Source organism: Enterobacter sp. YSU, from assembly GCF_016082135.1.
In the GTDB taxonomy this organism is placed as follows: domain Bacteria; phylum Pseudomonadota; class Gammaproteobacteria; order Enterobacterales; family Enterobacteriaceae; genus Enterobacter; species Enterobacter hormaechei_C.
In genome coordinates this window covers 1,550,597-1,576,159 of the sequence record NZ_CP059487.1, presented here as the reverse complement: position 1 = coordinate 1,576,159, position 25,563 = coordinate 1,550,597, and the positions used below count along the sequence as shown (strand labels likewise).

Sequence of the window (25,563 nt, the reverse complement as noted above, 5' to 3'; positions counted from 1 at the left end):
CGCTCTACACCAAATGTGAAAAAGCGTGCTAAATACAGGTAATGCTTTTGATTTATCCAGGGTAAACCGTGTTAAAGCCTTTTATTGCCACTGCGATCTTACTCTCTTCCGGCTGGGCGATTGCCGCTGAGCCGCCGCTGACGGCTGCCCGTTACGCGCAGATGCTGGGCGTCGGAATGGATGTCGACTGGGCACGCACCGAGCGCGGTATCCGCGAGTTCGACCCGCTGGTGGTCCGTGATTTTCAGGCGAAAGGCATACACCATGTCCGTATTCGGGTGGCGGGCGAACCGACGGAAGCGCGGCTGATTCACCTGCGTAAGCTGGTGGAGGCCTGCGAGCAATACGGCGTCATCCCCATCATCGCTTATCAGGCCGATGAATATAAAAACGACCCGAAAGCGGATACCGAAAAAGAGGTGATTAACTGGTGGATTGCCGTGGCGCACTATTTTGGTCAGCGCTCGCCGTTGCTGGGCTTTGACCTGATCTACGAACCGGCGGACAAGCTCAACCACAACGTTGCTTCGCTCAACCGGGTGTATGAGAAAGCGATCAAAGACATTCACGCCATTGATGCCAGCCGCATGATTTTTATCGCCCCTCGTCTGCGCGCCGCGCCGGAGGATTTATCCAGCCTGAAGCTGCCCGCGCACAGCCAGAATTACCTGCTGGCGGAGTGGCATATTTTCCCCTGGGGCCCGCTGAAAACGAACGGTAAATACCCGTGGACGTCCGGAACTGCGGCTGAGAAAGCGGCTATCCGTAACCGAATCAACGCCGCGCTGCACTGGCAACAAAAAACCGGGCATGTGAGCTGGGTTGGCGGCTGGGGGGTGGGCGAATCGAAAAGCCTGACGCCAACCGCCTCGCAGATGGCGTTTGCCACGTTTATGGCGTGCGAGCTGCAACAGGCCAACATCCCGTATGCAATAAACGCCGATGTTCAGTTTTATGACGGGGAAGAGGGGGCGTGGCGGCCTGCCCCGGAGCGGCTATTGCAGGCGATGATTGCGCCCGTCTGTGAAAAGCCCGGCGAGAAGCCGGGCCATCATGCGGTTAAACCGGCTGTTCGTGATGCGAAACACGCGACGCCAGCGGCAGCCAGCACAGCAAAATCAGCAGCCCCATCAGGGTCATCAGTAAGCCTAAACTCGCCTGCCCGGTCTGCGGCATCATAGCCGAAAGCCAGGCCAGCGCGCCGGAACCGATGTTCTGCAAACCGCCCACCAGCGCGCCTGCCGTGCCTGCGAGGAACGGGAACGGCTCCATCGCGCCGCTGGTGGCGAGGGGAAACAGCATGCCCGCGCCGAAGAAGAACAGCGCCGCCGGGATGAGCAACGTCCAGACCGACATCACGTCAAACAGCCCCGGGATCCACATCATCAGCCCGGCCAGCAGACAGCTGATCACCGACTGCCACATCAGCGTGGAGAAACGCTTGTTCGGACGTCCGGCGAACCATGCGCCGAAGAACGCCGCCGGGATCGGCAGAATAAACAGAATACTCACCACCATGCTGCTCAGGCCAAGGCCTGCGCCCAGCAGCACGCCGGAACAGGCTTCAAACACCGCAATGCCCGCCAGGCCGCCGATTAGCATCAACAGATAACAGGTAAAGGACCCATTACCGAACAGCGTTTTGTAGCTGGCGATGAGCTTCGTGCGCGGCGCGTCTTTTGGGCGGGTTTCCGGCATCCAGCGCGCCATGCTGAAGGTGACAATAATGCACAGCACCAGCAGGAAGGCGTAACAGGCGCGCCAGGACCAGACGGTGTCCAGCAGACCCCCAATCAGCGGGGCCAGCAGCGGGCTGACCAGAATACCCATATTTAACAGACTGTTGGCGTGACGAAGCTGTGTGCCCTGGTACATATCACGCGGCAGGGTACGCGCCATAACCCCGCCAACGCCGGTGCCCACGCCCTGAAGGGCGCTGGCGGCAATCAGGACGGTCAGGCTGTGAGTGGTAATGGCAATCACCGTCGCTACCATGAAAATGCTCATGCCCACCAGAATAACCGGACGACGCCCGACGCGATCGGACAGGGGACCATAAACCAGCTGTGAAACGCCATAGGTCAGCAGATAGGCTGCCATCACGCTCTGGACTGCACCTTCGCGGACGCTCAGATCTTTTGCCATATCGGCAATCGCCGGAATGTAGATGGTTTGTGCCATCTGCCCGACGGCCACCAGTAACACCAGCATCAACAATAAGTTCACGTTCCGTTGCTTTTTCATGTCGCTGAATACTTTTGCCAAAAGAGATAAATAAAGAATAAGTGACTACGCATTCCCATAAATGCGCGAGGAATCTACCACAGAGAGATGACAATTTAAGCATTACTGTGATGAATGACAGAAGGCGTGAAGGCAGGATTTGTAAACAAGATCGGCAACTAATGTTGCCAGCGAATTACGCCAGGCGCAGCAGGACCGCACCGGCAGCAATACCCAGTGCCGCCGCGATGCGCAGGCCGGCAACCTTCTCTTTTAAAAGCACAAATGCGATTAATGCGCCGAAGAGAATAGAGGTTTCACGCAGTGCCGCGACCACAGCCAGCGGTGCCTGGGTCATCGCCCAGAGTGCCAGACCGTAAGATCCCATCGTCCCGACACCGCCGAGCAGCCCTTTTTTCCAGTGCAGGCGCAGGTAGCTGGACGCTTCGCGACGCCGCGCCACCATTGCCCAGCTCAGCAGGCAGAAACCGTTCATGAAGAAGGTCCAGAGCGTATAGCCCAGCGCAGTGTCCGAGAGTCGCACACCGGTGCCGTCCACCAGGGTATACCCGGCGATAAAACAGGCGTTCAGCAGCGCCAGCCAGATTCCCTTGCGTGACTGCATGCGGCCGTTCATCGCCATGGCCAGAATCGACAGACAAATGACCCCAATGCCGGACCAGGCAAGCCAGGAGAGATGATCCCCGAGCACCAATACGCTGATCAGCGCCACCAGCAGAGGGGCCGTCCCGCGCATAAGGGGGTAGGTCTGGCTCATGTCGGAGACCTGATAGGTCTTCGCTACCAGCACGGTGTACACCACCTGTAACGCACAGGAGACGAACAAATATGGCCAGCTTGCGGCAGTTGGCTGAGGAGAGAAGGGCAGTAAAATCAGGGCAATAAGCGCGGCTGAACCGCTGACTCCGATCGCCGAGTAGAGTTTATCCGTTCCGGCTTTAACGATGGCGTTCCAGCTGGCATGCAGCAGTGCGGCGAACAGTAAAATGCAGAAAACGGTGATGGTCATGGCGTATCGGTTGGTGAAATGTCATCCAACTGTAACATTCACCCGTCGATGCTGCCAGCCGCTTACACTGCGCAAAAAAGGCGGTGCGTCACCCGGGGTTCGTCTGACACCAGCCTGAAGCCCGCCCGATGGTAAAATCCGTACGCGGTTTCCGGCGCATGGGTATTAAGAAAATCAAACCAGATGCTGGCATCCGCCATCACCACGGTCAAAAGCTGTTTGCCTATGCCCTGCCCACGGCACTTTTCGCTGACGTAGAGATGACGAATACGTCCGGCGCGCGGCTGCTGGCTGAACGGATCGCGATTAAGGCCGCACACGCCCACCAGCCTGCCGTTAAGAAACGCCCCCAGCAGTTTTTCACCCGGCGCGTTAAAGCGGTTTTCACCCCGCTGCCAGTTCTCTTCCAGCCTGCGCAGCATATTGAAATTCAACGCGATACTCTCCGCCTTCAGGGCGATATACCCGGGTTCATCGGGCGTGACGGGCTCAATTAACAGACGCGACATAGCATTCCCTCGTTATTAAAGAGGGGCGGTTGCCCGCCCCTCTCAGGTGCGACTTGAACCTGAATCACCGAACGTATTTCAGGACAGCATCAAGCAGTTGCAATACAGCAACAATGAGTTTGAGGACAAGTATGACCATATCCACGACGCTCATACGCGTCTCCTTTTGGTTAAAAGGAGCACGATGCTGGCGTACCTTTCCGCCGCCTGTGGCCAGCACCTGGATTGACGTAACACAGTGTGCTCACTTCAGGGGTTAAGGCACTGACGGCACCACCCGTTTCAGCCAGGACTTCGTTGCGCCGGTAAACTGCGGCCCCCTCGCTCACTGCGAACACCCTCAGTATAGATAAATACTGTATGCATGAACAGTATTTTATGGACAAAATTTGGAAGGCGATCCATACTCAAAAACGTCAAAATCCGTGCCGGAATTGCGCGTTCGTCTTCGATCGCGTATACTTTTCGCGTTGACGTAACACAGTGTGTTCTGCGGCAACCAACCGCAAAACCCTGATAAAAACCTCGCTTAGGCGGGGTTTTTTGTTTTCAGGGCAGCCCAGAAAAGGTGCTTGTTGACTTATTGGCAATGGGTGCGGCTGGCATGCAGTATGATTCAATGATTAATTTAATAAGTTCTAATAAGCAGTGGTTCTGGTTCTAGGCCACTTATACAAGTTTACGTCTCTCAATACATAAACTCATTCCAGACATCAATACTCTTCTGAAAGTGAAAAAATGGTATCGACTATAATTGCAGTAAATAATAATGAACTAATTTATATTTTTCTTAAATATTTGCGGGGTTAACCCTCCTTAATTTGAATTATTCGATTTTTCATTGTACTATCTATAACCACACGTATAGTATGGATACATTATGCAGGCATCTGATTATTTAAAGATGAAGTTCCAAAGCGACAGGCAGTTGGCTATTTATGGGCAGCAGGGCGTTGCAGGGACGTGGAAAGCATTACAGGGGATCGGCTCTGATATTTACTCAGGAATTGAGCGTGTAAGTTGGTACTCATCATGCTTAATCCCCAGCTATCACGATGTGTGTGACGAGCTTCTCTCAGAAGAAAAGAGAATGTACCTCTCAATTCTCTCGCTTTACCGTTATCGCGATGTAATAGCCCACATGCTATATCTTTATTTTGAAAGTGTTATTTCCGATTCTGAAAATGGAAATGAACACAATCGCGTTCGTAAGACGGATTCAAAAGTAACCGGGCTTGTTAATAACATACCGACCAGCAAGGCCGCGCGTTTAGCGATAGCATGGGGTCTGGCCAAATCCCTTTCCGAATCTGGCCTGCTGTCTGAAATCGTCGTCGAACGGCTTGCACGCCGCGTACCTAACGTTGTCATGGCGCTTCAATTGATTGGAACGGAACAGAAGTGCGCTCTTGCTGCTCGTCGCCTGAAAACATTGGACCCTAAGTATTACGCCACCCTCTATGCCGCACAACTGGAGATGCTTTACTACTTTTTTGAGCCTTTCCTGTCTGAACTCATTAAGAAGGTGCAGTTGGGATTCTATAAGGATTTCGATGCAATTTATAAAGACTTAAAGGGCAAGGAGCATGTTTAAAAGTCTGTTATCAATTCTATTTACGGATATTTTATTCCCTGTTTATATTTTTGCGTGCGCCTCTTTGTTCCTGTGGTTGGTACCTGACCACTGGGTCTTACTAACATTCATTGCTATCGTTGTGTTTATTATTGTTCACCCGATGATTTTTGGCCACTTTGATAAATACGATTAAATGTTATTAAAAGGATTTTTATGTCAAACCCAGCTTATTTGTTTTTAAAAGATGAAAATGGTTCTCCCATGGTTGGCCCTTGCCTTGTGTCAGGGCGTGAAGGTGCAATTGAACTTAAAACGTTCACTCATAATGTCAACGTCCCGGTCGACGGGAATACCGGGAAATTGACGGGTACGCGTATACACATGCCCATCATGTTTCAAAAAGAATTTGATCGTGTAACCCCGCTTCTCTTTCGCGCATTGAGTACGGGAAGAACGCTCAAGTCAGCCACTATTAAGATGTATCAGATTAATGAGGCGGGTTTTGAACAGGAGTATTTTAATATCTTCCTGGAGAATGTGAAAATAACCTCAATCACACCAGACCTGTATCCCGGCGCAAACACCGGAACCCACCTTGAAACGGTTCTCATACGCTACGAGAAAATCACCTGGAAGCATTGCGACGGCAATGTCATCTATAGTGACACCTGGAATGAGCGAGCAACGTACTGAAACGTGATCCCTGACGCATTTTTGCGCAGATGAAAATATTTCCATTGTCACATCCGAAAACCTGTGTTTGTATAAATTCAATCAATGATTCCAAACACAGGTCCCCAATGACTTCATCCATCTTCACTTCGACCCTACTAAAAACTGCGCAACCTGCCGCAGTGGTCGTCGTGCGTGTGGTGGTGGTCGTCGGCAATGCGCCGTAGGGACTGGATCAACACACGAATCCAAAACCCCGCCGGCGCAAACCGGGCGGGGTTTTTCGTTTAGGACCCTCCCCGGAAGGCTGGCTCAGAAGAAAAGGACTGGAGCATGGCAAGTTCGGGCACAACATCCACCAAGACGCGTTTTACAGGCGCGCAGCTGATTGTTCATTTACTGGAACGACAGAGCATCACCACCGTTGCGGGCATCCCGGGTGGGACCGTACTGCCGCTGTATGATGCGTTAAGCCAAAGCACACAGATCCGCCACGTGCTGGCGCGCCACGAGCAGGGCGCAGGCTTTATCGCCCAGGGCATGGCGCGTACCCAGGGTAAACCGGCGGTCTGTATGGCCTGTAGCGGGCCGGGCGCCACTAACCTGGTGACCGCCATCGCCGACGCGCGTCTCGACTCCATTCCGCTGATCTGCATTACCGGCCAGGTGCCGTCCTCGATGATCGGCACCGATGCGTTCCAGGAAGTCGACACCTACGGCATCTCTATCCCCATCACCAAACATAACTATTTAGTTCGCGATATCAGCGAGCTGCCTCAGGTTATCAGCGATGCGTTCCGCATTGCGCAGTCTGGCCGCCCGGGCCCGGTGTGGATAGACATTCCTAAGGATGTCCAGACCGCAGAAATTGAGATCGACGTTCTGCCGGAGCCGGGTGACCGTGCCCCCGCGCCAGAATTCAGCGCTGAGAGCGTGCGCGATGCGGCGGCGATGATCAACGCCGCCAAACGCCCGGTGCTCTATCTGGGCGGCGGGACGATCAACGCCGCGGATGAAATCCGCCAGTTCGCTGAAAAAGCTAATTTGCCCACCACCATGACCCTGATGGCGCTGGGTATGCTGCCAAAAGCGCACCCGCTCTCTCTCGGCATGCTGGGCATGCACGGCGCGCGCAGCACCAACTACATCCTGCAAGAGGCGGATTTGCTGATAGTTATGGGGGCGCGTTTTGATGACCGGGCGATTGGCAAAACCGAGCAGTTCTGCCCGAACGCCAAAATCATTCACGTGGATATCGACCGCGCCGAGCTGGGTAAAATCAAGCAGCCGCACGTGGCGATCCAGGGCGACGTGGCCGAGGTGCTGGCGCAGCTGATCCCGCAGACGGAGGCAACCGACCGCGCCGACTGGCGCCAGCTGGTAGCCGATCTGCAACGGGAGTTCCCGGGCGCTATCCCAACCGAGGGCGACCCGCTGAGCCACTATGGTCTTATCAACGCCGTCGCCGCCTGCGTGGATGACAGCGCGATTATCACCACCGACGTCGGCCAGCATCAGATGTGGACCGCTCAGGCGTATCCGCTGAACCGTCCGCGCCAGTGGCTGACCTCCGGCGGCCTTGGCACCATGGGCTTCGGCCTGCCAGCAGCGGTTGGCGCGGCGCTCGCCAACCCGGACCGCAAGGTGATCTGCTTCTCCGGTGACGGCAGCCTGATGATGAATATTCAGGAGATGGCGACGGCGGCCGAAAACCAGTTAGACGTTAAAATCATTCTGATGAACAACGAGGCGCTGGGTCTGGTGCACCAGCAGCAGAGCTTGTTCTACAAGCAGGGCGTGTTTGCGGCGACCTATCCGGGGATGATCAACTTTATGCAGATTGCCGCTGGTTTTGGCCTTCACACCTGCGATCTGAACGCCGAAGAAGATGCCCACGCGGCGTTGCAGGATGCGATTTCTCGCCCTGGCCCGGCGCTGATCCACGTGCGTATCGACCCTGAACAAAAAGTGTATCCGATGGTGCCGCCGGGTGCGGCAAATACTGAGATGGTGGGGGAATAAGCCATGCAGAAACAATGTGATAACGTCATTCTGGAACTCACCGTCCGCAACCACCCAGGCGTCATGACCCACGTCTGTGGGCTCTTTGCCCGTCGGGCGTTTAACGTGGAAGGCATTCTGTGCCTGCCGATTCAGGGCAGCGAGCACAGCCGCATCTGGCTACTGGTGAACGACGACCAGCGTCTGGAGCAGATGATGGCGCAGATCGACAAGCTGGAGGACGTCACCAAAGTGGCACGCAACCAGTCCGATCCCACCATGTTTAACAAAATTGCGGTGTTTTTTGAGTAAATCACTTAAGGTAAGAGGCTTTTGCCGGATGGCGCTGCGCTTATCCGGCCTGCAAGGACGTTACACGTAGGCCGGATAAGGCGTTTGCGCCGCCATCCGGCGCGTTCACGCATCAGGATCAAACCATGACCACCATCGCCCTTATCGACGACCACCTTATCGTTCGCTCCGGCTTTGCCCAGCTTTTAAACCTCGAACCGGATTTTCAGGTCGTGGCCGAGTTTGGCTCAGGACGCGAGGCGCTGGCGGGCCTGCCGGGACGCGGGGTGCAGGTCTGTATCTGCGATATCTCAATGCCGGACCTCTCCGGGCTGGAGCTGTTAAGCCAGCTGCCGAAAGGGATGGCGACGATTATGCTCTCGGTCCACGACAGCCCGGCGCTGGTCGAGCAGGCGCTCAACGCGGGGGCGCGCGGGTTTCTCTCTAAACGCTGTAGCCCGGACGAGCTGATTGCCGCCGTGCGTACCGTCTCCACCGGCGGCTGCTACCTGACGCCGGATATTGCCATCAAGCTGGCGGCGGGACGGCAGGATCCGCTCACCAGACGCGAGCGCCAGGTGGCAGAGAAACTTGCCCAGGGCATGTCGGTGAAAGAGATTGCCGTAGAGCTGGGGCTGTCGCCAAAGACCGTTCACGTTCATCGCGCCAACCTGATGGAAAAACTCAACGTCAGTAACGATGTCGAGCTGGCGCGCCGTATGTTTGACAGCTGGCAATGAACTCCCTGTTTTCGCGGCTGATCGCCGTTGTTGCCAGCTTTTTCATCTTCTCCGCCGCGTGGTTCTGTCTGTGGAGTATCAGCCTGCATCTTGTCGAGCGCCCGGAGCTGGCGGTGCTGCTGTTCCCCTTTGGCCTGCGGCTGGGGCTAATGCTGCAATGCCCGCGCGGCTACTGGCCGGTGCTGCTGGGCGCAGAGTGGCTGATGCTGATCTGGCTGGCGCAGGAAGTGGCGTTGGCGCATCTGCCTTTATTGATGACCGGAAGCCTGCTCACGCTTATCCCGGTCGCCCTGATTTCCCGCTACCGTCACCAGCGCGACTGGCGCACGCTGCTGCGTCAGGGTGCGGCGCTAATTGCCGCCGCGCTGTTGCAGTCCCTGCCGTGGGTGGGTGAAAAGGAGGGGCTCAACGCCCTGCTGCTGACCCTCACCGGCGGCCTGACGCTGGCCCCGACCTGCCTGGTTTTCTGGCATTACCTTACCAGCACCGTCTGGCAGCCGCTCGGCCCGGCGCTGGTCTCCCAGCCGGTGAACTGGCGCGCCCGGCACCTCATCTGGTATCTGCTGCTGTTTGTGGTGAGCCTGTGGTTGCAGCTTGGTCTGCCCGCTGAATTATCACGCTTCACGCCGTTTTGTCTGGCGCTGCCGATCATCGCCCTTGCCTGGCATTACGGTTGGCAGGGCGCATTGATCGCCACGCTGATGAACGCCATCGCGCTGATTGCCAGCCAGACCTGGCACGATCACCCGGTAGATCTGCTGCTCTCGCTGCTGGCTCAGAGCCTGACCGGGCTGCTGCTCGGCGCGGGCATACAGCGCCTGCGCGAGCTGAATCAGTCCCTGCAAGCCGAGCTGGCGCGCAACCGCCGTCTGGCGGAGCGTCTGCTGGAGACGGAAGAGAGCGTGCGGCAGGAGGTCGCCCGCGAGCTGCACGATGACATCGGCCAGACCATCACCGCCATCCGCACCCAGGCGGGCATTGTTCAGCGCCTGGCGGCAGAAAACGCGGGCGTGAAGCAGGGCGGGGCGCATATCGAACAGCTTTCGCTGGGTGTCTATGACTCCGTTCGTCGCCTGTTAGGGCGGCTGCGCCCGCGCCAGCTTGACGATCTCTCGCTCGAGCAGGCAATACGCTCTCTGATGCGCGAGATGGAGCTGGAGAGCCGCGGGATTGTCAGCCATCTCGACTGGCGCATTAACGAACCTGCGCTGAGCGAAGGCCAGCGCGTGACACTCTTCCGCGTCTGCCAGGAAGGGCTGAACAACATCGTCAAACACGCCAGCGCCAGCGCGGTAACGATCCAGGGCTGGCAGCAGGACGAGCGCCTGATGCTGGTGATTGAAGACGACGGCTGCGGCCTGCCGCCGGGCTCCGGCCAGCAGGGGTTTGGCCTGGCGGGCATGCGCGAGCGCGTAAAGGCGCTGGGCGGCACGCTGACGATCTCCTGCACCCACGGGACGCGCGTCAGCGTCAGTTTGCCGTTAAGGACGCACCATGTTTAAAACCCCCGCCAGCGCCGCCCCGCTAAGCAACAAAGCGGAAATCGATGCCCGCTACCGCTACTGGCGTCGCCATATCCTGATTACCATCTGGCTCGGCTATGCGCTGTTCTATTTCACCCGCAAAAGCTTCAACGCCGCCGCACCGGAAATCCTCGCCAGCGGCGTGATGACGCGCACCGATATCGGCCTGCTGGCGACGCTGTTTTACATCACCTACGGCCTGTCGAAGTTCTTCTCCGGCATCGTCAGCGACCGTTCCAACGCGCGCTATTTTATGGGCGTTGGGCTGATAGCCACCGGCGTGGTGAACATCCTGTTTGGCTTCTCCACCTCGCTGTGGGCCTTCGCCCTGCTGTGGGCGCTGAACGCCTTTTTCCAGGGCTGGGGCGCGCCGGTCTGCGCCCGCCTGCTCACCGCCTGGTACTCACGCAACGAGCGCGGCGGCTGGTGGGCGATATGGAATACCGCGCATAACGTCGGCGGGGCGCTGATCCCGATGGTGGTCGGCGCGGCGGCGCTGCACTACGGCTGGCGCGCGGGGATGATGATTGCCGGTGGCCTCGCGATTGTCGCCGGGCTGTTCCTCTGCTGGCGCCTGCGCGACAGGCCGCAAACCGTCGGCCTTCCACCGGTGGGCGACTGGCGGCACGACGAGATGGAGATCGCCCAGCAGCAGGAAGGCGCGGGGCTGTCCCGCCAGGAGATCCTCACCAAATACGTGCTGAAAAACCCCTACATCTGGCTGCTGTCGCTCTGCTACGTGCTGGTCTACGTGGTGCGCGCGGCCATCAACGACTGGGGCAACCTGTACATGTCCGAAACTCTCGGCGTGGACCTGGTGACCGCCAACTCGGCGGTGACCATGTTTGAACTGGGCGGGTTTATCGGCGCGCTGGTGGCGGGCTGGGGCTCGGACAAGCTGTTCAACGGCAACCGCGGTCCGATGAACCTGATTTTTGCTGCCGGGATCTTACTCTCCGTCGGGTCGCTGTGGCTGATGCCGTTCGCCAGCTACGTGATGCAGGCGGCGTGCTTCTTCACCATCGGCTTCTTCGTCTTTGGCCCGCAAATGCTGATCGGCATGGCGGCGGCGGAGTGTTCCCACAAAGAGGCGGCAGGCGCGGCGACGGGCTTTGTCGGGCTGTTTGCCTACCTCGGCGCATCGCTCTCCGGCTGGCCGCTGGCGCGGGTGATCGACATCTGGCACTGGAGCGGGTTCTTCGCGGTGATCGCCATCGCGGCGGGCATCTCCGCCCTGCTGTTGCTGCCGTTTTTGCACGCGCAGGCACCGCGCGAAGCGTGACGCGCCTCACCTTTTGCTGCCGAGACGCGCAAAACTAAGAAATTTTCCCGGTTTCACCTGGACGCTGTCTCAGGCATCTCTCCTGGCTGGTTTTTACAATGCTGCAAAAATCAGCTCAGGAGTAACTCAGTCATGCTGGCCTTCTTAAATCAGGTGCGCAAGCCGACCCTGGATCTGCCGCTCGACGTGCGGCGCAAGATGTGGTTCAAACCGTTCATGCAGTCCTATCTGGTGGTCTTCATCGGCTACCTGACCATGTACCTGATCCGCAAAAACTTTAACATCGCGCAGAACGACATGATCTCCACCTACGGGCTGAGCATGACGCAGCTGGGGATGATTGGCCTGGGCTTTTCCATCACCTACGGCGTGGGGAAAACGGTTGTGTCCTACTACGCGGACGGCAAAAATACCAAGCAGTTCCTGCCGTTTATGCTGATCCTCTCCGCCATCTGTATGCTCGGCTTCAGCGCCAGCATGGGCGCGGGCTCCGTCAGCCTGTTCCTGATGATCGCCTTCTACGCCCTGAGCGGTTTCTTCCAGAGCACCGGCGGGTCGTGCAGCTATTCCACCATCACCAAATGGACGCCGCGCCGCAAGCGGGGTTCCTACCTCGGCATGTGGAACATCTCACACAACCTCGGCGGAGCGGGCGCGGCCGGCGTGGCGCTGTTCGGCGCGAACTACCTGTTCGACGGCCACGTGATTGGCATGTTTATCTTCCCGTCGATTATCGCCCTGATTGTCGGCTTTATCGGCCTGCGCTACGGCAGCGATTCCCCGGAATCCTACGGCCTCGGCAAAGCTGAAGAGCTGTTCGGGGAGGAGATCAGCGAGGAGGACAAAGAGACCGAAGAAAACGAGATGTCCAAATGGCAGATCTTTGTTGAGTACGTGCTGAAAAACAAAGTGATCTGGCTGCTCTGCTTCTCGAACATCTTCCTGTACGTGGTGCGTATCGGTATCGACCAGTGGTCCACCGTGTATGCCTTCCAGGAGCTGAAGCTCTCGAAAGAGGTGGCGATTCAGGGCTTCACCCTGTTCGAAGTAGGCGCGCTGGTCGGTACCCTGCTGTGGGGCTGGCTCTCGGACCTCGCCAACGGCCGTCGCGCGCTGGTGGCCTGCGTCGCGCTGGCGCTGATTATCGCCACGCTCGGCGTTTACCAGCACGCCAGCAACCAGTACGTTTACCTGGCGTCGCTGTTTGCGCTCGGCTTCCTGGTGTTCGGTCCGCAACTGCTGATCGGCGTGGCGGCGGTTGGCTTTGTGCCGAAAAAAGCGATCGGCGCAGCCGATGGGATTAAGGGCACCTTCGCTTACCTGATCGGCGACAGCTTCGCCAAGCTCGGTCTGGGCATGATCGCCGACGGCACGCCAATTTTCGGCCTCACCGGCTGGGCGGGCACCTTTGCCGCGCTGGATGCGGCAGCGATTGGCTGTATCGTCCTGATGGCGATGGTTGCGGTGCTGGAAGAGCGTAAGATCCGCCGCGAGAATCGTGCGCAGAAATTAAAAGTAGCCTGAGTGTGCAGGTAACTTCTTTGCCCGGTGTGTGATGCCGGGCTTTTTTATTTTTCACGGCCTGCCTTTTACCTTTACCCCGCTTTACACACCCGCCCCTCTCCATGCTCTACAGTTTTTTTGCTGCCGCCTTTCGTGCAGCCTTAGCCCTTTTTGCTAACGGAGAGCTTGCATGTTGACCCGACGATTGTCCTGCCTGGCGCTGTTGATGGCGCTGGCCTCCCCCGCAATGGCCGCGGATGCCCCCACCTACGGCGAGAAGCTGGAAGGTTTTGACTACGGCTGGCCGGTAAAACACTTTACCTTTACCTCGCAGAACCAGCCTCTGGATATGGCTTACCTGGACGTGAAGCCGGAAAAACCCAACGGCCGCACCGTGGTGCTGATGCACGGCAAAAACTTCTGCGCTGGCACCTGGGACGGCACGATCCGCGCGCTTTCAGCCAGCGGGTATCGCGTGATCGCACCCGACCAGATCGGCTTCTGCAAATCCACCAAGCCGGAGCATTATCAGTACACCTTCCAGCAGCTGGCGGATAACACCCACGCGCTGCTGAAAACGCTGGGCGTCGATCGCGTCACGGTTATCGGCCATTCGACCGGCGGCATGCTGGCGACCCGCTACGCGCTGATGTGGCCGCAGCAGGTGGAGCAGCTGGTGATGGTGAACCCAATAGGGCTTGAAGACTGGAAAGCGCGCGGCGTGCCGCATATTACGGTCGACCAGTGGTACCAGCGCGAGCTGAAAGTCAGCGCCGACGGTGTTCGTCAGTACGAGAAAAACACCTACTACGCCGGGGAGTGGAAGCCGGAGTACGAGCGCTGGGTCACCATGCTTGCCGGGTTAAACAACGGGCCGGGCAAAGCGCGCGTGGCGTGGAACTCGGCGCTGCTCTACGACATGATTTATACCCAGCCGGTCGTCTATGAATTTAGCGAGCTGAAGATGCCGGTATTATTGATGATCGGCACGAAGGACAACACCGCCATCGGGAAGGATCTCGCCCCACCGGAGATCCGCAAGACGCTCGGCAATTACGCGGTGCTGGGCAAAGAGACGGCGAAGCGCATTCCGCACGCGACGCTGATTGAATTTAACGACATGGGCCACGCGCCGCAGATGCAGGATCCTGCCCGCTTCCACGAGGCGCTGCTGAAAGGGCTTCAGGCGCGCTGACTGGTCTCCAGCAACAGCCCGCGCAGCCACGCCTGCGCGGGGTTGCGGTGCGTTCTGCCGTGCCAGGCCATGCTTTTGGTAAAGCCGGGCACGGGAACCGGCGTCTCGCAGACGAACATCCCCGTCTGCTTTTCCGCTATGCGTGATGGCACAACGGCAATCATATCGCTGAGGGCCAGCACGTCCGGCAGGACTAAAAAGTTACTCACCGATAAGCCAACATGCCGCGTTCGGCCAGTCTTCTCCAGCGCGCCATCCGTTACGCCGCGAAAACCGTCGCCCTCGTAAGAGACCAGCACATGCTCCAGGGCGCAAAACCGGTCTAACGTCATGGGCTGTCCGGCATCCGGATGGTCAGCACGCATCATGCAAACGTACCGTTCATCATAAAGCGCCCGGCTGTGAAGCTCGTCAGGCGTGGTGTGCGGGGTGATCAGCGCCACGTCGACAGAGCCTTGTTCGAGCTGGCTGACCAGACGGTCAGATTCCACAGGCACCACGCGCACGCGAATACCCGGCGCCTGTACCTTAAGCGCAGCGATAAACGGCACGACGACCGCGCGCAGGGCGTAGTCGGTCGCGGCAAGCGTGAAGGTGAACGTTGCGGTGAGCGGATCAAAGGCGATCGGCTGAAGCAGCTCGTCGATATCTGCCAGAATGCGTTTGACGGGAGCCGCCATTGCTTCCGCCCGGGTGGTAGGCACGATGCCGTGCGGCGCGCGGATAAACAGCGGGTCTTCAAAGTAATCCCGCAGGCGGTTAAGCATGCCGCTTACCGCTGGCTGGGTCAGGGCAAGACGCGCCGCCGCGCGGGTGACGCTGCGTTCGTCCAGCAGGGCATCCAGCGTTTTCAGCAGGTTAAGATCCAGCGTGCGCAGATCCGCTTTCATGACGTTTTTCCACCTCTTTTCCGTTTACTATTATGGCGCTGCCCGCTGTTGACGCGCTGCGTTTCCCGCTATGATGGGCGGCTAGTCTAAGGAGAACGCATGGTCTGGATAATGCTGGCAACGCTTGCCGTGGTGTTTGTGGTTGGATTTCGTGTCCTGACCTCAGACTCCCGCCGCGCCATCAAACGTTTAAGCGAGCGGCTGGGGATCACCCCGATGCCGGTCGAGTCGATGATTGACCAGTTCGGTAAAACGCCGGGCAATGAGTTTATCCGCTATCTTGAACGCCCCGACGAGGCGCATCTGCAAAATGCCGCCCAGGTGCTGCTGATCTGGCAGGTCTGCATCGTCGACGCCAGCGAAGAGAATCTGCATACCTGGCACCGCATGCTGCGTAAAGCCCGTCTGGCCGCGCCGATCACCGACGCGCAAATCCGCCTCGCGCTCGGCTTTATGCGCGAGATAGAGCCTGACCCGCAGGAGCTTAACGCCTTCCAGCTGCGCTACAACCAGCTTTTCCTGCCGGAAGAGGGCGTGTTTTACCTGCACTGATATCACGAAACGTGATGAAGAGTATAAAGCATCGTCATTAGATTTATATCACCCGCAGGCGCACCATCACCTTATCAACTAACCGATGAGGTGAACCATGAAACAATCCGCCATTATCTGGCCGAACGACTACCTGCCCGGCACCACCGATAACTTTGCCTCCAACGAAATCATCGTCGCCGGGCTGAGCGCAAAAGAGATTTGGGCGCAGCTCAACGACACCACCCTGTGGCCGAACTACTACAGCAACGCCGAAGATATCCGTTTTCACGACGGCAGCGGCCCGGCGCTGAGCGCCAACGCCCGCTTCCGCTTCACCACCTTTGGCTTCCCGGTTGAGGCGCAGGTGACGGAGTATGTTCCGCCCGTGGAGGGCGAAGCCGCGCGTATCGCGTGGCACGGCTGGGTAGAAGGGGATGCAAATTCGCGTCTGGACGTGATCCACGCCTGGCTGTTTGAAGACCTGCCGGGAAACCGCGTGCGCATTCTGACTCAGGAGTCGCAGAAAGGCGTGCCGGCGCAGGAGTTAGCGCGCACGGTGCCGAACCCAATGATTAACGGGCATCAGGAGTGGATTGTCGGGTTGGCGAATGCCGCTCTTAAGGCTCGCGGGTAATTTTGCCCGGTGGCGCTTTGCTTACCGGGCCTACAAGCCCGTAGGCCGGCGCAAGCGCAGCGCCGCCCGGCATTAAAAAACGACAAAAGTTGTCGAAACGTTAAATTCGTCACACTTTTGATGATAAACTGCGCGACTTTTCCGCACGTTTTTATCTTCAGGTGATGCCATGACAGAACATACCCAGCCCACGACCACACCGCAGGCCAAAGAGGTTTCACGCCCCAACTGGTCGGCGGTTTTCTCCGTGGCGTTTTGCGTCGCCTGCCTGATCACCGTCGAGTTCCTGCCGGTGAGCCTGCTGACGCCGATGGCACAGGATCTGGGCATTTCCGAGGGCGTGGCGGGGCAGTCGGTGACCGTCACCGCGTTTGTGGCGATGTTCGCCAGCCTGTTTATCACCCAGGCGATTGGCACCATCGACCGCCGCAAGGTGGTCATTCTGTTCAGCGTGCTGCTGACGCTCTCCTGCCTGCTGGTCTCTTTCGCTGAAAGCTTCACCCTGCTGCTGCTCGGCCGTGCCTGCCTGGGGCTGGGATTAGGCGGCTTCTGGGCGATGTCGGCCTCGCTGACCATGCGCCTGGTGCCCGCGCGTACGGTGCCAAAAGCCTTGTCCGTCATCTTCGGCGCGGTCTCCATCGCGCTGGTGATTGCCGCGCCGCTGGGCAGTTTCCTCGGCGGGATTATCGGCTGGCGTAACGTGTTCAACGCGGCGGCGGTGATGGGCGTGCTGTGCATTATCTGGGTGTGGAAGGCGCTGCCGTCCCTTCCGGGGGAAGCGGCGCACCACAAACAGAACATGTTCGCGCTGCTGAAGCGCCCGGGCGTGCTGGCGGGGATGACCGCCATCTTCATGGCCTTTGCCGGGCAGTTTGCTTTCTTCACCTATATCCGCCCGGTGTATATGACCATGGCGGGCTTTGACGTGGACGGCCTGACGCTGGTGCTCCTGAGCTTCGGGATCGCCAGTTTTGTCGGCACCTCGCTGTCGTCCCAGTTCCTGAAGCGCTCCCTGAAGGTGGCGCTGGCGGGTGCCCCGCTGGTGCTGGCGATCAGCGCCGCGGTGCTGGTGTTGTGGGGCAGCGATAAGTGGGTGGCTTCGGCGATCGCGATTATCTGGGGCTTTGCCTTTGCGCTGGTGCCGGTGGGCTGGTCGACGTGGATCACCCGCTCGCTTGCCGATCAGGCGGAAAAAGCCGGGTCGATTCAGGTGGCGGTGATCCAGCTTGCGAATACCTGCGGCGCGGCGGTGGGCGGCGTAGCGCTCGACCACCTGGGGCTGACCTCCCCGCTGGTAATTTCCGGCACGCTGATGCTGCTGACCGCGCTGCTGGTGGCGGGGAAGGTTAAGGCGAAGTAGTGCTTTTCTCCCTCTCCCGTGGGAGAGGGTTGGGGTGAGGGCATCAGGCTACGCCGATGTCTGAACCCGTCTTCTCGAATCCATCGAAATCAACACCACCGACGACATAATCAGCAGCGTCCCCAGCCAGTCCGGCAGGGTGAATGCCACCCCCAGCAACACCACCGACAGCAGCGCGCTGCTCAGCGGCTCGGCGCAGCTCAGAATGCTCGCCTTCGGCCCGCCGATCATCTGTGCGCCTTTCAGATACAGGCTGAACGTCAGCGCGGTACCTATCACCACCAGGTAGAAAAACGCCAGCAGCAGGCCGCCGTCGATCACGAAGGTGGTGCCGCGTCCGGCGTAGAACGGCGTAAGCATTAGTCCCGCAATCAACATACTCCAGCCGACAATCGGCAGCGTGCCGTAGCGGGCGATAAGCGTCGACGGGTACGTCGTATAAAACGCCGCGGCAAACGCCGAGGCGATACCGAAGAACAGCGCGGCCGGCGAGATGGAGAGCGACGTCGGGTCGCCGTGGGTTACCAGCAGGAAGGTACCCACAAGCGACGTGAAAATCGCGGATAAGACAAATATGCCGGGACGCGTTTTCCGCGCCAGGGCGAACCATGCCACGATAATGGTCGGCGACAGAAACTGGAGCACGGTGGCCGTCGCGGCGTTGGATTTTTCAATTGTCAGCAGGAAGGTGAGCTGCACGGTAAGCGCGCCAGCCAGCGAGAAAAACAGCAGGCTGAGGGCGTCTTTGCGGTTTTTGATGACCGAGAAAATCTTGTCGCCGTGAACGAAGGAGAGCGTCAGCAGGATCACGCCGGTAAACAGCAGGCGAACCATGGTCAGGTAAGGCGAAGAAATGTGGCTTTTCTCCATGATGTACTGCGCGCAAACCCCCGAGCTGCCCCATAAAACGGCGGCGATCAGGACGTTTAGCATCCCTTTGCGTGTGGAACCCATGTTCTCCCCTGTTATGTTGGTTTTTTTGTAGCATAACATGGGATCTTGCCGGGTGGCGCTACGCTTACCCGGCCTACAAAACCTTGTAGGCCCGTGCAAGCGCAGCGCCGCCGGGCGAAACAAACGACGCTCTACTAGAACCACGCCTCCCACATCGCGCCGACGTTGAAGTCGTCCAGCGTCTCATCTTTGGTATTGTTCACGCGTGCGGTGCGCTCGTTATCCACCTTGCCGCCGGTCACGTAGAAGCGCAGCATCGGACGGAACTCCGGCCCCATGGCGATAGACATGTTCTGCGACAGGGTCAGCTTCCAGCCCTTGTTGTCGCCGCCGTTGTCGTAATCCACGTGCTGCCAGCCCGCTTCCAGCCAGGTGGAGTGAACGTCGTTCCACCAGTGCATCGGGCGCACGATGGCGTTGTAGTTCTTGCGGTTGTCGGTCTTATCGCGGCTGTTGTCGTAGTCATGGAAGGCGAGGAGGTACTCCACCTGCGTCGCCTGGGTGAATTTGTACAGCCCTTCGAAGCTGGCGTAGACCGTGGTCAGATCCTCGGTTTTGTTGAACACGCTGTTGTCCGAGTTATCGGAGTAGCGGGCAATTACCTTGTTCACGCCGCTGTCGTTGGTATGACTCAGCACCACGCCGCCCTGCCAGGCGTTCAGACGCTCGTCGCTCTCCACCGCTTTGGAGTCAAAGCCGTAGTTGGCGTACAGCTCCATGTCGATCGGGCCGAGCTTCATGCCGTGGATTTTTGAGGTCGCGGCGTAGTTGCCTTTGTCGCCCGTGCCGGAACCGCCGGTACAGGTGATGCGCGACGGGTTCGCTTCGTCCTCCATCACTTCCGGGCTACAGGATTCCACCGCCGCCACGGCGGCCACGTCGAACTGCACGCCGCCGATGTCGAAGTTCTTGACCCCGGCGCCCTGACCGTCGTGGTTCATCCAGAAGTAATCGTTGATGCCCTGCTGCGGACGCTGGTGGAAGTCGCGACCCGCCCAGAAGTAGGCGTTCGGGTTGGAGGCCATAATGTTGGTCACGCCGGCGTAGGCTTTCTTGAGGTTAACTTCGTCGCCCCAGTGGTCGATCATCACGTTGATGTCCCAGATGGCGCCGTTTTCGCCCTTGAAGGCTTTAGAGAGCTGGAACTCGCCGCCGTTGCCTTCGTTACCCAGACGACCAATGGCGGACGCGCCGTTGTAGGAGCCGTCCACCGCCACGTATTTCTGATCGGCGGCCTGGAAGTGCGCGCCGTAGCGGGCGTAGCCGGTAAATTTAACCCCGAACGGGATCGCCATATCCGGAGATTGCGCCGCGCTCTGCGGCTCGGTCACCACGTCCGCTTTTTTCGCGACCGCAGCATCCATTTTGGCCTGACGCTCGGCCAGGGCTTTATCCACCGCTTTCGCCACAATGGCGTCGATTTGCTCCTGAGTGAATTCCTGAGCGAGAACGGAAATTGGGCAAAGCGCGGCGATAACCGCCATGGTTAATGGAAGTTTTTTAATCGTATTCATGGTTATCTCAATATAGTTTAATTTTATTCAGACAATAACCATCCCGCTCCGATCTGACAGAGTATGTCGCTATCATCAGAACAAGTGGAATTCTATTTAAGGTAAAGAGGTATTACAGTAATTTATTTCGCCATAGACTATCTCTGATATAAATGAATAATTTCTTCGGATAATTCACGCGCTAATAAGGAATTCATTAAATGATCCTGCGCGTGCACCATGATTAACGTCATCGGCTGACGTCCTTCGCCCGCATCCTGCTCGATCAGTTTGGTCTGCATCTTGTGCGCTTGGCGCGAATAGCCGTCGGCTTCGCGCAGCAGGCTTTTGGCCTCGTCAATGTTGCCCTGACGCGCCGCGTGCAGTGCTTCAAAGCACAGGCTGCGGGACTGGCCGGCGTTGACGATAATTTCCATTACGGCTTCTTCTAGTGCGATCATCATCATTACTCTTTATCAAAGCTATTATTTAAGGCGGTGGCGGCAAACCACTCTCCGCTTTTCTTAATGGTGCGCTGCTGCGTCTTTAAATCGAGCTGGATAAATCCGTAGCGATTTTTATACGCGTTACACCACGACCAGTTATCAATAAACGTCCACATATGGTAACCAAGACAATTGCACCCTTCGCTAATACCCTTATGCAGCCAGGCTAAATGTTCGGAAATAAACTCGATGCGGTAGTGATCGTTAATCTGGCCATTTTCAATAAAGCGCTGCTCATTTTCGACGCCCATGCCGTTTTCAGAAATAAAGCAGCGTGGGTTGCCGTAATTGTCGCGCAGGTTAACCAGAATATCGTAAATACCCGGCGCGTAGATTTCCCAGCCGCGGTACGGGTTCATCTTACGGCCCGGCATCTCGTAATTATCAAAGAACCACTCCGGCATAAACGGCGCCTGCGGGTTCACCGCGCTGTCGCGACACTTCACGCGACGCGGCTGATAGTAGTTAACGCCGAGCAGGTCGATTTTCCCTTCCGCAATCAGGAAACCGTCTTCCGGCTTGCAGGCGGGCAGCTGATCGTAAGATTTCAGCAATGCCACCAGGTCCGCCGGATACTCCCCGCGCAGCACCGGGTCGAGGAAGCTGCGGTTAAACATCAGGTCCGCTATGTGCGCCGCCTTCACGTCTGCCGGATTCTGCGAACGCGGGTATGACGGCGTCAGGTTCAGCACGATGCCAATCTCCCCCGCGTAATGCCCGGCGCGGTAGGCCTGCACCGCCTTCGCATGGGCCAGCACGGTGTGATACGCCACGGTGGCTGCCCGACGAAAATCCACCACGTTCGGATAGTGGAAGTCGTACAGATAACCGCCTTCTACCGGCACGATCGGCTCGTTGAAGGTAAACCAGTGCAGCACGCGATCGCCAAACAGCTCGAAGCACATCTGCGCATAGCGGGCGTATGCGTCCACCACGTCGCGGTTTTCCCAGCCGCCAATCTCCTGCATCGCCATCGGCATGTCGAAATGGAACAGGGTGAAAAACGGCGTGATGCCCTGTTCATTCAGCTCATCAATGACCTGGTTGTAAAAATCGACCGCGTCCGGGTTCACTTCACCGATACCGTCAGGGATCAGGCGCGCCCAGCTAATCGAGGTACGAAAGCTGTTGTGGTTCAGCTGCTTTAACAGCTGAATGTCCGTTTTCCAGTGCTGATAAAACGTGGAGGTGTGCTGCGGCCCCACGCCGTTGTGAAAACGGTTCGGCTCGCGGGCAAACCAGTAATCCCACGTGGTTTCACCCTCTCGTGTCCCTTCCGTCTGGAGAGCGGAGCTTGCGCTGCCCCACCAGAAGTTATCGGGAAATGCGTATTTCATGACCCTTCCTCTTTGACTTAATTACTGACTGTTTCAGCGGTGCCGACGGTTGCCTGGGCTTTCTGCTCTTCATTTTTGATGAGCGTACGCTCATAGGCGCGCAGGAACGGCAGGTACATCAGGGCGGACATCACCATGCAGACCAGGCACATCACCACCGGGCTCAGCGCCCAGTTCGCCGCCCACGAGGCGCCAATCGGCGCGGGGGTGGTCCACGGGGTTAACGAAACCACCTGAGCCAGCCAGCCGAGTTTGGTTGCGCCGTACGCCAGGCAGGCGTTGACCAGCGGAACAAACACGAACGGGATAAACAGCATCGGGTTCATGATGATCGGTGCGCCGAACAAAATCGGTTCGTTGATGTTAAAGAAGCTTGGCACCACGCCCATTTTGCCGATGGTGCGCAGGTGGGTAACGCGGCTACGCAGCAGCAGGAACGCCAGCGGCAGGGTGGAGCCTACTCCGCCAATCAGCAGGTAGTGATCCCAGAAACCTTGCAGATAAACGTGCGGCAGCGCCGCGCCCGCCGCCAGCGCCGCCTGGTTTGCAGAGAGGTTCGCCATCCAGAACGGGTTCATGATGCCGGTGACAATCAGCGACCCGTGGATACCAGCGAACCAGAAGATCTGGCACAGCAGCACGGAGAGCAGAATGGCGGGCAGCGAGTCAGACGCCGACACCAGCGGCTCCAGCAGGTGCATAATCGCCTGCGGGATGATCATCCCGGTCTGCGCTTCAATGAACAGGTTCAGCGGGTGCAGCGTTCCGATCACCACCATCACCGGGATCAGGATCTCAAACGAACGCGCCACGCCGGTCGGCACTTCCTTCGGCAGGCGGATGGTGACGTTGTTCTGTTTCAGCCACGCATAGACGCGAGTGGAGTAGATCGCGGTGATAAGCGCAGTGAAGATCCCCTGACCGGAGAGATACTGGGTCGAAATTTTGCCATCGGCATAGGGCGCGGCGACCAGCAGGAAGGCCATAAAGGCCAGCAGGCCGGACATCACCGGATCGAGGTTAAACTGACGCCCCAGGCTCGCCCCAATCCCCACCGAGATGAAGAAGGTCATCACGCCCATGCTGAGGTTAAACGGCAGCATCAGCTGTTCGCGGTAGGTCTCGGAGAAATCCAGCCAGCCGCGGGCGAAGCTGTTGGTGGTATCCGCCGAAAACGGCGGGAAGATAAACACCAGCATAAACGAGCCGATGATCATAAACGGCAGCGCAGCGGTAAAGCCGTCGCGGATGGCAATCACATACTTTTGCTGACCGAGCTTCGCGGCCAGCGGCGTAATTGACTGCTCAATCACCGCGACCATGGATTGATATAACGAACTCATGTGAACACCTTTTAGTGTGCCGCTTCGATGAGCGACAGAGCATAGTCCAGTACTTTATCGCCACGCTGCATGCCGTAATCCATCATGTCGATGGGCTGCACCGGAATGCCTTGCGTCGCTGCCTTGTCTGAGAGCGTCTTTAACATGTATTTCACTTGCGGTCCGAGAAGCACCACCTGATAGTACGGAAACTGCGTATCAAATTCGGATACGCCATACGCATCTATCTTCACGGGCAAGCCCCGTTCTTTTGCAACATCGATCATTTTGCTGACCAGCAGGCTGGTGGACATCCCGGCAGAGCAGCACAGCATAATCTTGAACATCGACAACCATCCTCAAAATGTAAAAAGTTATTGCGAGGATGATTGGACATGATACGGAAACCGGTTTCCATTTATAAAAGACAGAAGTGTGATAACCATCAAGATCCAATACTTATGAGGCTAATTAACCGGATGTGGGTCACATAATTTGGCTGTTTTGGCATCAAATTGAGTGGAAACGGAAAATCGGTTTCCATGGAAAACGGAAACGGATATACTCCGTTCTGGCTATAATGTGAGCCGTAGCGGTGATGGAAATTACAGACGCCAGTTGCGTCTGACAGGGGAGAGAGATGTCTACAATCAACGATGTATCGCGTCTGGCCGGGGTGTCCAAAGCCACGGTATCACGGGTGTTGAGCGGGTCGCGTGGCGTTAAAGAAGCCAGCCGCCAGGCTGTTCTGAAAGCGGTGGATGAGCTGAACTATCGTCCCAACGTGATCGCCCAGTCGCTGCTCAGCCAGTCGACGGGCTGCATTGGGGTGATTTGCGCGCAGGAAAACATTAACCAGACCACCGGTTACCTGTACGCGCTGGAAAAACACCTCAGCCAGCATCAAAAACATCTGCTGCTGCGTTTCGCACACACAAAAACAGAAGTGATGAACGCCCTTGAAGAACTCTCCTGCGGCTTATGTGATGACATTCTGGTGATTGGCGCGCGTTTCCCGCTGGACGTGGACATGGACAACGTGATTCTGGTCGACTGTATGGAAGCCGATAACGCCAACAGCATTCAGTTCGATCACGCGTTCGCGGCTGAAACGGCCTGTAACTATCTCACCAGCCAGGGGCGTCGCCAGATAGCGCTGATCCACCCGCACGGCAGCGGTTTTGCCGATCAGGTGCTGCTGGGCTACAAACACGCGCTGGAGAAAAACTTCCTGCCCTTTAATCGCAACCTCGTGTTTATGGACGCGACTTCATCGTCCGTTGCGCTTCAGGAATTACTCAACAACGCGTCCACACTGAACTTCAACGCGCTGCTGGTGGCGGATGAGCAGGAAGCCCAGCGGGTGATCCCGCAGTTACAGGCGTTTAATAAATCGGTACCGGAAGACATCATGGTTTTCAGCCTCGGCGGTTCGCTGCATCTGCCGGGTATTCCGGTGATCCCGGCCATTGAGTATTCCATGGACGCCATGGCGGCGCGCATCGTGAGCTGGCTGACAGAGAAAACGCAGATGCTCGGGTCCTACGTTCTGCGCGGTGATTTGATTATTCCGGATGTGCGGAAGCGTTAAACGTGTGATGTAGGCCGGGTAAGCGCAGCGCCACCCGGCGCTCAACCCTCAGTAATCTTCCATACAATCCACCTGACTTACTGCATCCCAGTAGGCGTCCAGGTTGTCACGCTTCACGGCGGTGATGGCGTTTTTGATCAGCAGCTGATTGGCCTCAGACGACAAAATCATCGCCTGCCAGGCCTTATCGCTCTGCTTTTTCTGCGGGGTACAGGTTTTCTTAACATCTTTCAGGACCTGCTGTTTTATCTGGGCCTCTTTCTCCGGAGCGCTCTTCTCCTGCGCGTGAACAAACGCAGCGAAAATCAGGCAAACGAGCAGGCAAACCAGGTGTGCAGATTTCATCGAAACCTCCTTTGAAAGTCACATGCTTCCCCTGAAATATATCGTTACATTC

General features: G+C 57.6%; 26 protein-coding genes and 1 pseudogene. 15 read left to right on the top strand and 12 right to left on the bottom strand.

Going from position 1 to position 25,563, the window contains the following annotated elements; all coding sequences use genetic code 11:
• Positions 1–68: 68 nt before the first annotated feature.
• Positions 69–1,154 (top strand): annotated as a pseudogene (locus tag H2Z33_RS07655) (cellulase family glycosylhydrolase); the annotation flags it as partial.
• Here H2Z33_RS07655 and emrD read toward each other — a convergent pair.
• The 4 genes from emrD to tisB all read right to left on the bottom strand — a co-directional run bounded on the left by emrD (position 1,060) and on the right by tisB (position 3,916).
• Positions 1,060–2,244: a multidrug efflux MFS transporter EmrD gene (gene emrD, locus H2Z33_RS07650; protein WP_015570118.1), complete on the bottom strand. Its 1,185-nt coding sequence runs from the start codon at positions 2,242–2,244 to the stop codon at positions 1,060–1,062. The pseudogene H2Z33_RS07655 and the gene emrD sit on opposite strands and share 95 nt — an antisense overlap.
• Positions 2,245–2,419: 175 nt before the next feature.
• Positions 2,420–3,253, bottom strand: a complete 834-nt coding sequence (locus H2Z33_RS07645) for a DMT family transporter (RefSeq protein ID WP_015570117.1) — start codon at positions 3,251–3,253, stop codon at positions 2,420–2,422.
• A gap of 62 nt (positions 3,254–3,315) precedes the next feature.
• Positions 3,316–3,762, bottom strand: a complete 447-nt coding sequence (locus H2Z33_RS07640; RefSeq protein ID WP_003861064.1) for a GNAT family N-acetyltransferase — start codon at positions 3,760–3,762, stop codon at positions 3,316–3,318.
• Positions 3,763–3,826: 64 nt separating this feature from the next.
• Entirely contained in the window at positions 3,827–3,916 is a 90-nt protein-coding gene (tisB, locus tag H2Z33_RS07635; protein ID WP_017383683.1) for a type I toxin-antitoxin system toxin TisB, read from the bottom strand.
• 726 nt (positions 3,917–4,642) lie between these two features.
• On the opposite strand from tisB, the gene H2Z33_RS07630 reads away from it, so the two are divergent.
• The 10 genes from H2Z33_RS07630 to H2Z33_RS07585 all read left to right on the top strand — a co-directional run bounded on the left by H2Z33_RS07630 (position 4,643) and on the right by H2Z33_RS07585 (position 14,545).
• Complete coding sequence (locus H2Z33_RS07630; RefSeq protein ID WP_045339524.1) at positions 4,643–5,356, top strand: hypothetical protein; 714 nt, start codon at positions 4,643–4,645, stop codon at positions 5,354–5,356.
• Positions 5,357–5,551: 195 nt separating this feature from the next.
• Positions 5,552–6,031 carry an Hcp family type VI secretion system effector gene (locus H2Z33_RS07625; protein ID WP_045339525.1) on the top strand — a complete coding sequence of 160 codons (480 nt, stop codon included), beginning with the start codon at positions 5,552–5,554 and terminating at the stop codon, positions 6,029–6,031.
• Positions 6,032–6,138: 107 nt separating this feature from the next.
• Entirely contained in the window at positions 6,139–6,237 is a 99-nt protein-coding gene (gene ivbL / locus H2Z33_RS07620; protein WP_057979964.1) for an ilvB operon leader peptide IvbL, read from the top strand.
• A gap of 106 nt (positions 6,238–6,343) precedes the next feature.
• Positions 6,344–8,032 (top strand): acetolactate synthase large subunit, encoded by a 1,689-nt coding sequence (gene ilvB / locus H2Z33_RS07615; RefSeq protein WP_063135333.1) that lies wholly within the window; start codon positions 6,344–6,346, stop codon positions 8,030–8,032.
• 3 nt (positions 8,033–8,035) lie between these two features.
• Positions 8,036–8,323 (top strand): acetolactate synthase small subunit, encoded by a 288-nt coding sequence (gene ilvN, locus H2Z33_RS07610; RefSeq protein ID WP_015570113.1) that lies wholly within the window; start codon positions 8,036–8,038, stop codon positions 8,321–8,323.
• A 125-nt stretch (positions 8,324–8,448) separates the two neighbouring features.
• Positions 8,449–9,042 carry a transcriptional regulator UhpA gene (gene uhpA / locus H2Z33_RS07605; RefSeq protein WP_003861054.1) on the top strand — a complete coding sequence of 198 codons (594 nt, stop codon included), beginning with the start codon at positions 8,449–8,451 and terminating at the stop codon, positions 9,040–9,042.
• Positions 9,039–10,544: a signal transduction histidine-protein kinase/phosphatase UhpB gene (gene uhpB, locus H2Z33_RS07600; protein WP_045329534.1), complete on the top strand. Its 1,506-nt coding sequence runs from the start codon at positions 9,039–9,041 to the stop codon at positions 10,542–10,544. The genes uhpA and uhpB overlap by 4 nt, the downstream gene beginning before the upstream one ends.
• Positions 10,537–11,847 carry an MFS transporter gene (locus H2Z33_RS07595; protein WP_032668899.1) on the top strand — a complete coding sequence of 437 codons (1,311 nt, stop codon included), beginning with the start codon at positions 10,537–10,539 and terminating at the stop codon, positions 11,845–11,847. Before uhpB ends, H2Z33_RS07595 begins: the two co-directional genes overlap by 8 nt.
• Positions 11,848–11,979: 132 nt before the next feature.
• Entirely contained in the window at positions 11,980–13,371 is a 1,392-nt protein-coding gene (gene uhpT / locus H2Z33_RS07590; protein ID WP_006808805.1) for a hexose-6-phosphate:phosphate antiporter, read from the top strand.
• Between the two features lie 169 nt (positions 13,372–13,540).
• Positions 13,541–14,545 carry an alpha/beta fold hydrolase gene (locus tag H2Z33_RS07585; RefSeq protein WP_063135332.1) on the top strand — a complete coding sequence of 335 codons (1,005 nt, stop codon included), beginning with the start codon at positions 13,541–13,543 and terminating at the stop codon, positions 14,543–14,545.
• On the opposite strand, the gene H2Z33_RS07580 is transcribed toward H2Z33_RS07585, so the two are convergent.
• Entirely contained in the window at positions 14,533–15,435 is a 903-nt protein-coding gene (locus tag H2Z33_RS07580; RefSeq protein ID WP_045338706.1) for a LysR family transcriptional regulator, read from the bottom strand. The genes H2Z33_RS07585 and H2Z33_RS07580 overlap by 13 nt on opposite strands.
• Before the next feature lie 99 nt (positions 15,436–15,534).
• Between H2Z33_RS07580 and H2Z33_RS07575 the strand changes: the two genes are divergently transcribed.
• The 3 genes from H2Z33_RS07575 to nepI all read left to right on the top strand — a co-directional run bounded on the left by H2Z33_RS07575 (position 15,535) and on the right by nepI (position 17,963).
• The gene (locus H2Z33_RS07575) at positions 15,535–15,987 is read left to right on the top strand and encodes a DUF1198 domain-containing protein (protein ID WP_045343915.1); all 453 of its coding nucleotides are present in this window, start codon (positions 15,535–15,537) and stop codon (positions 15,985–15,987) included.
• A 97-nt stretch (positions 15,988–16,084) separates the two neighbouring features.
• Positions 16,085–16,603, top strand: a complete 519-nt coding sequence (locus H2Z33_RS07570) for an SRPBCC domain-containing protein (protein WP_017694007.1) — start codon at positions 16,085–16,087, stop codon at positions 16,601–16,603.
• Between the two features lie 169 nt (positions 16,604–16,772).
• The gene (gene nepI / locus H2Z33_RS07565; RefSeq protein ID WP_015570108.1) at positions 16,773–17,963 is read left to right on the top strand and encodes a purine ribonucleoside efflux pump NepI; all 1,191 of its coding nucleotides are present in this window, start codon (positions 16,773–16,775) and stop codon (positions 17,961–17,963) included.
• A 48-nt stretch (positions 17,964–18,011) separates the two neighbouring features.
• On the opposite strand, the gene H2Z33_RS07560 is transcribed toward nepI, so the two are convergent.
• From H2Z33_RS07560 to H2Z33_RS07535, 6 genes are all read right to left on the bottom strand, one after another.
• Complete coding sequence (locus H2Z33_RS07560) at positions 18,012–18,917, bottom strand: EamA family transporter (RefSeq protein WP_063867150.1); 906 nt, start codon at positions 18,915–18,917, stop codon at positions 18,012–18,014.
• 134 nt (positions 18,918–19,051) lie between these two features.
• Positions 19,052–20,431, bottom strand: a complete 1,380-nt coding sequence (locus H2Z33_RS07555) for a carbohydrate porin (RefSeq protein WP_063135330.1) — start codon at positions 20,429–20,431, stop codon at positions 19,052–19,054.
• A gap of 137 nt (positions 20,432–20,568) precedes the next feature.
• Positions 20,569–20,871 (bottom strand): PTS lactose/cellobiose transporter subunit IIA, encoded by a 303-nt coding sequence (locus H2Z33_RS07550; protein WP_010426515.1) that lies wholly within the window; start codon positions 20,869–20,871, stop codon positions 20,569–20,571.
• 5 nt (positions 20,872–20,876) lie between these two features.
• Positions 20,877–22,253 carry a glycoside hydrolase family 1 protein gene (locus H2Z33_RS07545; RefSeq protein ID WP_047741037.1) on the bottom strand — a complete coding sequence of 459 codons (1,377 nt, stop codon included), beginning with the start codon at positions 22,251–22,253 and terminating at the stop codon, positions 20,877–20,879.
• 17 nt (positions 22,254–22,270) lie between these two features.
• A complete protein-coding gene (locus H2Z33_RS07540) occupies positions 22,271–23,596 on the bottom strand; it encodes a PTS cellobiose transporter subunit IIC (RefSeq protein WP_017694004.1) in 1,326 nt (441 codons plus the stop codon).
• 11 nt (positions 23,597–23,607) lie between these two features.
• Positions 23,608–23,922 carry a PTS sugar transporter subunit IIB gene (locus tag H2Z33_RS07535; RefSeq protein WP_032668892.1) on the bottom strand — a complete coding sequence of 105 codons (315 nt, stop codon included), beginning with the start codon at positions 23,920–23,922 and terminating at the stop codon, positions 23,608–23,610.
• Between the two features lie 293 nt (positions 23,923–24,215).
• Here H2Z33_RS07535 and H2Z33_RS07530 point away from each other — a divergent pair, with 293 nt between their 5' ends.
• Positions 24,216–25,166 carry a LacI family DNA-binding transcriptional regulator gene (locus H2Z33_RS07530; protein ID WP_003861033.1) on the top strand — a complete coding sequence of 317 codons (951 nt, stop codon included), beginning with the start codon at positions 24,216–24,218 and terminating at the stop codon, positions 25,164–25,166.
• Between the two features lie 48 nt (positions 25,167–25,214).
• Here the strand turns inward: H2Z33_RS07530 and H2Z33_RS07525 are convergent, their stop codons facing one another.
• Positions 25,215–25,511, bottom strand: a complete 297-nt coding sequence (locus H2Z33_RS07525) for a YicS family protein (protein ID WP_003861030.1) — start codon at positions 25,509–25,511, stop codon at positions 25,215–25,217.
• Positions 25,512–25,563: the final 52 nt, after the last annotated feature.

Coding starts and splice junctions, on each gene's coding strand:
- H2Z33_RS07530 (WP_003861033.1), top strand. CDS start 24,216: ATGTCTACAATCAACGATGTATCGCGTCTGGCCGGGGTGTCCAAAGCC.
- emrD (WP_015570118.1), bottom strand. CDS start 2,244: ATGAAAAAGCAACGGAACGTGAACTTATTGTTGATGCTGGTGTTACTG.
- H2Z33_RS07580 (WP_045338706.1), bottom strand. CDS start 15,435: ATGAAAGCGGATCTGCGCACGCTGGATCTTAACCTGCTGAAAACGCTG.
- H2Z33_RS07595 (WP_032668899.1), top strand. CDS start 10,537: ATGTTTAAAACCCCCGCCAGCGCCGCCCCGCTAAGCAACAAAGCGGAA.
- H2Z33_RS07645 (WP_015570117.1), bottom strand. CDS start 3,253: ATGACCATCACCGTTTTCTGCATTTTACTGTTCGCCGCACTGCTGCAT.
- H2Z33_RS07575 (WP_045343915.1), top strand. CDS start 15,535: ATGGTCTGGATAATGCTGGCAACGCTTGCCGTGGTGTTTGTGGTTGGA.
- H2Z33_RS07555 (WP_063135330.1), bottom strand. CDS start 20,431: ATGAATACGATTAAAAAACTTCCATTAACCATGGCGGTTATCGCCGCG.
- ilvN (WP_015570113.1), top strand. CDS start 8,036: ATGCAGAAACAATGTGATAACGTCATTCTGGAACTCACCGTCCGCAAC.
- uhpA (WP_003861054.1), top strand. CDS start 8,449: ATGACCACCATCGCCCTTATCGACGACCACCTTATCGTTCGCTCCGGC.
- H2Z33_RS07540 (WP_017694004.1), bottom strand. CDS start 23,596: ATGAGTTCGTTATATCAATCCATGGTCGCGGTGATTGAGCAGTCAATT.
- uhpT (WP_006808805.1), top strand. CDS start 11,980: ATGCTGGCCTTCTTAAATCAGGTGCGCAAGCCGACCCTGGATCTGCCG.
- H2Z33_RS07640 (WP_003861064.1), bottom strand. CDS start 3,762: ATGTCGCGTCTGTTAATTGAGCCCGTCACGCCCGATGAACCCGGGTAT.
- H2Z33_RS07560 (WP_063867150.1), bottom strand. CDS start 18,917: ATGGGTTCCACACGCAAAGGGATGCTAAACGTCCTGATCGCCGCCGTT.
- ilvB (WP_063135333.1), top strand. CDS start 6,344: ATGGCAAGTTCGGGCACAACATCCACCAAGACGCGTTTTACAGGCGCG.
- H2Z33_RS07535 (WP_032668892.1), bottom strand. CDS start 23,922: ATGTTCAAGATTATGCTGTGCTGCTCTGCCGGGATGTCCACCAGCCTG.
- H2Z33_RS07525 (WP_003861030.1), bottom strand. CDS start 25,511: ATGAAATCTGCACACCTGGTTTGCCTGCTCGTTTGCCTGATTTTCGCT.
- H2Z33_RS07630 (WP_045339524.1), top strand. CDS start 4,643: ATGCAGGCATCTGATTATTTAAAGATGAAGTTCCAAAGCGACAGGCAG.
- H2Z33_RS07545 (WP_047741037.1), bottom strand. CDS start 22,253: ATGAAATACGCATTTCCCGATAACTTCTGGTGGGGCAGCGCAAGCTCC.
- tisB (WP_017383683.1), bottom strand. CDS start 3,916: ATGAGCGTCGTGGATATGGTCATACTTGTCCTCAAACTCATTGTTGCT.
- H2Z33_RS07625 (WP_045339525.1), top strand. CDS start 5,552: ATGTCAAACCCAGCTTATTTGTTTTTAAAAGATGAAAATGGTTCTCCC.
- nepI (WP_015570108.1), top strand. CDS start 16,773: ATGACAGAACATACCCAGCCCACGACCACACCGCAGGCCAAAGAGGTT.
- H2Z33_RS07570 (WP_017694007.1), top strand. CDS start 16,085: ATGAAACAATCCGCCATTATCTGGCCGAACGACTACCTGCCCGGCACC.
- H2Z33_RS07550 (WP_010426515.1), bottom strand. CDS start 20,871: ATGATCGCACTAGAAGAAGCCGTAATGGAAATTATCGTCAACGCCGGC.
- H2Z33_RS07585 (WP_063135332.1), top strand. CDS start 13,541: ATGTTGACCCGACGATTGTCCTGCCTGGCGCTGTTGATGGCGCTGGCC.
- uhpB (WP_045329534.1), top strand. CDS start 9,039: ATGAACTCCCTGTTTTCGCGGCTGATCGCCGTTGTTGCCAGCTTTTTC.
- ivbL (WP_057979964.1), top strand. CDS start 6,139: ATGACTTCATCCATCTTCACTTCGACCCTACTAAAAACTGCGCAACCT.